Origin of the sequence: Gordonia sp. i37, assembly GCF_002043085.1 — a bacterium.
Lineage (GTDB): Bacteria > Actinomycetota > Actinomycetes > Mycobacteriales > Mycobacteriaceae > Gordonia > Gordonia polyisoprenivorans.
Genome location: NZ_MVPX01000233.1, coordinates 1 through 5,246, shown reverse-complemented (window position 1 = coordinate 5,246; position 5,246 = coordinate 1). Strand labels below are relative to the sequence as shown.

Here is a 5,246-nt window from a genome sequence, read left to right as displayed (position 1 = left end):
ACACGCGAAGTCACCGGCACACCACAACGGACGCCGGTGACCTCGCCATGCGTTGATGACAGGCACACCTCTGCGCCATCCTCGAATCCGGCGGAGCGGCTTGACCTTCAGGTAGGTCGAGGTCCGATGATGTCCCGGTGACCAATTCGGAGATGATGTCGATCGGGGCGTTCGCCGATGCGTGCGGCCTGACGACGAGCGCCCTACGTTTCTACGACGACGCCGGGCTACTGCGGCCAGATCGGGTCGATCCAGGCTCGGGCTACCGCTGGTACACCCCGGGCCAATGTGACCGTGCGGTCCTGGTTCGACGCCTACGAGAAATCGGCATGCCCATCGTGGGGGTGCGGAAGATGCTCGACTCCGCACCGCTCGATGCCAAGCGTTGTCTCGACGATTACCTCGCGGAGATCATCGGCGCGGCCGAAGCCGCACGGTCGACTGCCTCGCTCATCAAGGCACAGTGGGACATTCAGCCAGAACCCGGTGTGACGACGATCAGTGGACCGATGTTTGCCGCCGCGACCGACCAGGTTCTCACCACCACGGCATGCGACGCGGAGTTCGCCGTCCTCGGCGGCGTTCGCGTGGAGATCGAAAACGGGGCTCTCACAATGACTGCCACCGATCGCTTTCGGCTCACGACTCGGTCGCTCGTCGCCGGGCAGACGGGCGCGACGTGTGCGGGCACGGTCCACGCAGACGACCTGCGCCGGTGCCTGGCCGATCTCCGACACTCCCCTGTCGTTGAGCTGACTGTCGACGACTACGGCCTCACGATCACGCTTCCCGGCGGACGCCGGCGTCACTGCCGATTGATCGACGACACCTTCCCGGATCATCGTGCGCTGCTCGGGGCGCTGCCGACTACGACGACAACGATGCTGACGTCGAGGACCGGACTGCTCGACGCACTCGAGCGCGGCCCCGCAGAATTCGTCGAGATGCAGATCGATGAGGGGCGGATCGCCCTTCGCCAGTACCCGTGCCCGTCCGACGACGACTCCGACTCTGGCACCGCAGAGCTCGGCGACGAGATGCGCCTGGTGGCCGAGGTGACAGGTGTAGCGCTGACCCTCTGGTTCGAGATGACGACGCTCTATCCGGCGATCAGCACCGCGATCGGCGCGGACGTGCTCGTCGAACTCCGCGGCAGAGATCAGCCCGCCACGATCCGCTCGGCCGATCGTGGCGAACTGACCACACTGGTGATGCCGGTCAGGAACCCTGCGTCCGCCGGCCGGGTCGCGTCCTGACCTTCGGGAGCAACGCATAGCCGGGCGCCGCACTCAGCCGACCGGGTCGAGAACCACCCGCACCGACACCGGACCCTTCTCGTCGCGTGTCGCGACGGCATGTCCTGTCCGCTCGGCGCCGTCGAGCAGCAGCGACAGCGGTCCACCGTTCCCGGTGAAGTTGCGCCACCACTTCTTCTTGTCCGGCAGCGCCACTCCGATCAGGACGGTGTCACGAGGTGCCCCTCCCTCGGAGGTCGCAGTGCCGTGTCGATATGCGACCGGCAGCCGGAACGTGGCGCCCGACCGACGGCCGGTGTAGGTCACCACGGTCATCGACCTGCCCAGTGCCGGACCGACGACCGGTAATCCGAACAGGGGGATGACCGCTTTGTTGGTCATGGCTGCTGCGGAGGTGAACAGGCTCATCGGGCTCCTTCGTCGTGGACGGATGCGGCACGGCGCGGGTGGTCAGTGCCGATGACGGTCGAACGGCCGATGATGATCGAACGCGTCGCAAGGGCATCGTCGTTGATGGTGGCCACCTTGGTACCCGGTTTGCGGCCGTCTCGGACCTCGGAGATGCCGACCCCGGCGTCGGTCAGGCGACGATGGGTAGCCCCAATGTCGGTGCTCCCCCACGCAATACCCCATAGGCGGATGGGCTCGTCGGCGGGCGCGCTGTCGGGGACGACGACTTCCACGACGAGATCGCCTCGGCGGAAGAACAACTGTCGCAGACCGTCGACGACTCGGCGGTCGAGCCGGAAATCCAGTCCGAGCGTGGCACCGAACAGCGCGACCGCGTGATTGCGATCGGGGCTGGAGAACACGAGATGATCGATACCGGCGATGTCGGCGGCAACCTCGGGCGCCGACACGGTCAGCCCGCGATCGGCCACCGGGTCGGCCGGGGTGACACCGAAGGGCAACGTGTCGACATGCCACTCCCCGCGCACGTCATCTCCCGTCGGTGCCGTCAGCTCCAGACCGCGCCGCCGGAGTAGGCGCACATGACCGTCGGCGTCGGGGACTCCGAAGAGTACCCGGTGCTGATCACCAGATGTACTGGGCCGCAATCGGATTCGAGCAGCGAACACGCCGATGTCGTCGGTGGGCTGCGACAGACCGAGCAGCCTTGCATATGCCGCGGCCGATGCGTCGACGTCGGGCGTGCCGAGATCGACAACGGCAACCGGGTCGTGCGGTCCGGTCGGTGCCGTGGCGGTGGATCCGGTCTCGATCCCGCTCGGGACGTCGGTGTCGGCGTCATGGGCCATCGGAGAAATGCTCCTCATCGTCTGTGTCGGCCGCGACGGCCGCGCGGGGGTCGGGGTGGCTCCTCGCGCGGCGGGCTGCTGGTGATGTGCCACGACCCGCAGTCACAGCGATAACACCGCAGCGTCGGCGCACGCCGACCGACCTGCCGTATCCGGCCGATCCCCTCGATGGCTGCCGCCTCCGAACCGAAGGCGTCCTTGTACGGCGTCGGACAGTCCCGATACACCGGCGCCGGACGCCGTCGACGCCGCGGGGTCAGGTCTGTCCGCGCCTCCACACCTCGATAGAACTGCTCGAGGTCGTCGTCGGAGAAAGGCGTCATCACTGCACCACCACCGATCTGCGACGGCGCGTCGACCTCTTCTGTCGGTCGCAAGCATCCGGGTGGTTGCCTGATCGGGTGGGCACATACCCAGCCTGCCATCCTCCTCGGCGTGACGTCGCGTCAGCGCGCCGAGCGCTCGGCGTGTTATCGGCTCAGCGCGCCATCCACAACCGCCGGCGGATCACCTGGCGCATCCGCCGCAATTCGGAGTTGCTCAGTCCGCTCGGCGGTGCCTCGTCGACGAGCTGATCGACCTGCGCGAAGAAGTCACGATCGGTCAGCCCGAACTGCTCAGTGATCTCACGGGACGAGCCACCGCCCAATGTGTACCAACTCGTCTCGAAGTCGATCATCTGCTGCTGCTTGTTGTTGATCACTGTCATGGTGCCGCCCAACCATCGTGGTGTTTCCGTGCGCACAGAACACTCTCGGTCTTGGCTCGGCCGAGAATGTTGCAGGAGTGCGGTTGACGTCCTTTGTACACCGCGACGGTGACCGAGGGCAGTCATTTGTGCACCGACGAGGTTAATCCCCGCGAGCTCTTTCCACAGGTATCGAAACACCGTGTCGCAGTGGACGACTACGTCGGTCTTTCTCGCCGTGGCGGACGTGCCGGAAATGTCTCGACGGACCGATCTCTCATCGCGGGGTCAAGGGTCGCGACGACGTCGCCGGGACCGGTCCGATCCGCTGTGCTACGCGTCGTATCGGGGAACCACCGCGTATACGGTCAGTTCCCGGGGAACGCCCTTGGCCTTGAAACGGCGGCGTCGGCGGCGGGCATAGCGCTGCGGATCGACGCTCTCGAGGGTCGCGTCGCTGATGAGCAGTTCACCCGCGCCGGCGGCACCGGCAACGCGTGCCGCGATATTGACGTCGACGCCGACGAAGTCGTCGCCGACCGCGCGAGGTGTACCGGTGTGCAGGCCGGCCCGCAGCTGAGGACGGTAGCCGTCGATCGTGAGTGCGCTGACCGCACCGATCGCCTCGTAGGCGGCCACGATCGCCTCGTCGGGATCGGTGAACATCGCCATCACCCCGTCCCCGAGGTTCTTGACGATCCGGCCGCCGTGCTGCCGGACCACCTGCTCGGTCGCGGTGTTCACTTCTCGCAGAAGTCGCAACACCTGATCATCGCCGGCTGCGAGAGCCCAGGTGGAGAACGCCACGAGGTCGGTGAACAGGATGGTCACGTCGACCGGTGTGTCCGCGGAGTGCCCGCGCCGCCGGGTCACCGATTGCCAGGCCTGTACCGCAGCGAGACCCAACTCTCTGGTTGCACTTGGCTTTTCAGGTCTGGCGTCAGCGATCAACCGGGCCAATCGGTCCGACGGTCGGGAGTCGGTGATCGATGGTGGTGCGTCCGGCAGCAACCTGCGGACCGCGCGGATCGCCCGGATGCCGGTGGAATTGGCGTCGGCGCGGGCGAGAGCATCTGCGGCGCGGGCACTCAGCGGTGCCGGTTCGGGACCCGATGGCGGTTCGGGATTCGGGTCGGATGAATCGGGGGCGTCGCCGGCGTTCACCGCAGTCGCTCCGCGTCTCGCGCCAAGGACAGCAGCTCGTCGGCGAGACCGGACAGAGTGGCGCGGTCGGCGTCTTCGCCCACCGCGGTGGCGAGGTCCTCGGCGGCACATCGCAGGGCGAACATCCGGTCCCCGAACTCCGCGACCTCGGCCGAGGACAAGATCACCGCATCGTCGGGAATAGAAGTACCCGCCACGAGCGCTCTCTGTTCGTACGCCCGCTGTCGACATGACCGTTTGCAGTACTTGCGTCGCCGACCCATCTCGGAATCGGCCATGGCCGAGCCGCACCACGCGCACGCGTAGGTTCGCCGGGAACGGGTCGCATCCACGGCACAGACCGTACCGTGCGCGGTACTCATCGCGACACAAGCCGCGCGCGGTGTCGCGTGCATCGGGCGTCACGGATCAAGAAGAGTAGAATGGTTCTGTTCAGCAGCTGGTTTGGTCAGCGAGCAAGCCGAGAGGAAAGCAGTAGCAAATGGCAGATCGAGTACTTCGGGGTAGCCGCCTCGGTGCGGTGAGCTACGAAACCGATCGTGATCACGATCTCGCGCCGCGGCGGATTGTCCAATACCGCACCGACAACGGGGAGATCTTCGACGTCCCGTTCGCCGACGACGCCGAGGTGCCGTCGAAGTGGCCGTGCAAGAACGGCATGGAGGGCACCATCCTCGAGGGCGCCGAGCCCGAGGAGAAGAAGGGCAAGCCGCCGCGCACCCACTGGGACATGTTGCTCGAGCGGCGCAGCGAGGAAGAGCTCGAGGTCCTGCTCAATGAGCGCCTCGACCTGCTCAAGCAGCGCCGTCGCGGAGCGACGAATTGATCGAGCTCTGCGGAGCGACGAATTGATCGAGCGCTGCGGGGCGACGAATTGAT

The 5,246-nt window shown here is 66.5% G+C and carries 8 protein-coding genes; 2 read left to right on the top strand and 6 right to left on the bottom strand.

Annotation, left to right across the window (positions count from 1 at the left end):
* The first annotated feature begins 137 nt into the window (after positions 1 to 137).
* Positions 138 to 1,256 carry a MerR family transcriptional regulator gene (locus B1964_RS10705; RefSeq protein ID WP_253193952.1) on the top strand — a complete coding sequence of 373 codons (1,119 nt, stop codon included), beginning with the start codon at positions 138 to 140 and terminating at the stop codon, positions 1,254 to 1,256.
* Positions 1,257 to 1,289: 33 nt separating this feature from the next.
* Here the strand turns inward: B1964_RS10705 and B1964_RS10700 are convergent, their stop codons facing one another.
* The 6 genes from B1964_RS10700 to B1964_RS10675 form a co-directional block, all read right to left on the bottom strand.
* Entirely contained in the window at positions 1,290 to 1,664 is a 375-nt protein-coding gene (locus B1964_RS10700) for a hypothetical protein (protein WP_079929729.1), read from the bottom strand.
* Positions 1,661 to 2,515, bottom strand: a complete 855-nt coding sequence (locus tag B1964_RS10695) for a VOC family protein (RefSeq protein WP_079929728.1) — start codon at positions 2,513 to 2,515, stop codon at positions 1,661 to 1,663. The genes B1964_RS10700 and B1964_RS10695 overlap by 4 nt, the downstream gene beginning before the upstream one ends.
* 14 nt (positions 2,516 to 2,529) lie before the next feature.
* On the bottom strand, positions 2,530 to 2,838 hold the full coding sequence (locus B1964_RS10690) for a hypothetical protein (protein WP_006372797.1): 309 nt from the start codon (positions 2,836 to 2,838) through the stop codon (positions 2,530 to 2,532).
* A 155-nt stretch (positions 2,839 to 2,993) separates the two neighbouring features.
* A complete protein-coding gene (locus B1964_RS10685; RefSeq protein ID WP_026920127.1) occupies positions 2,994 to 3,215 on the bottom strand; it encodes a DUF3263 domain-containing protein in 222 nt (73 codons plus the stop codon).
* Between the two features lie 321 nt (positions 3,216 to 3,536).
* Positions 3,537 to 4,367, bottom strand: a complete 831-nt coding sequence (locus B1964_RS10680; RefSeq protein WP_006372799.1) for an adenylate/guanylate cyclase domain-containing protein — start codon at positions 4,365 to 4,367, stop codon at positions 3,537 to 3,539.
* Complete coding sequence (locus B1964_RS10675) at positions 4,364 to 4,729, bottom strand: hypothetical protein (protein ID WP_020171316.1); 366 nt, start codon at positions 4,727 to 4,729, stop codon at positions 4,364 to 4,366. The genes B1964_RS10680 and B1964_RS10675 overlap by 4 nt, the downstream gene beginning before the upstream one ends.
* A 119-nt stretch (positions 4,730 to 4,848) precedes the next feature.
* Between B1964_RS10675 and B1964_RS10670 the strand changes: the two genes are divergently transcribed.
* Positions 4,849 to 5,193, top strand: coding sequence for an RNA polymerase-binding protein RbpA (locus B1964_RS10670; protein ID WP_006372801.1), 345 nt, complete (start codon positions 4,849 to 4,851; stop codon positions 5,191 to 5,193).
* Positions 5,194 to 5,246 lie beyond the last annotated feature (53 nt).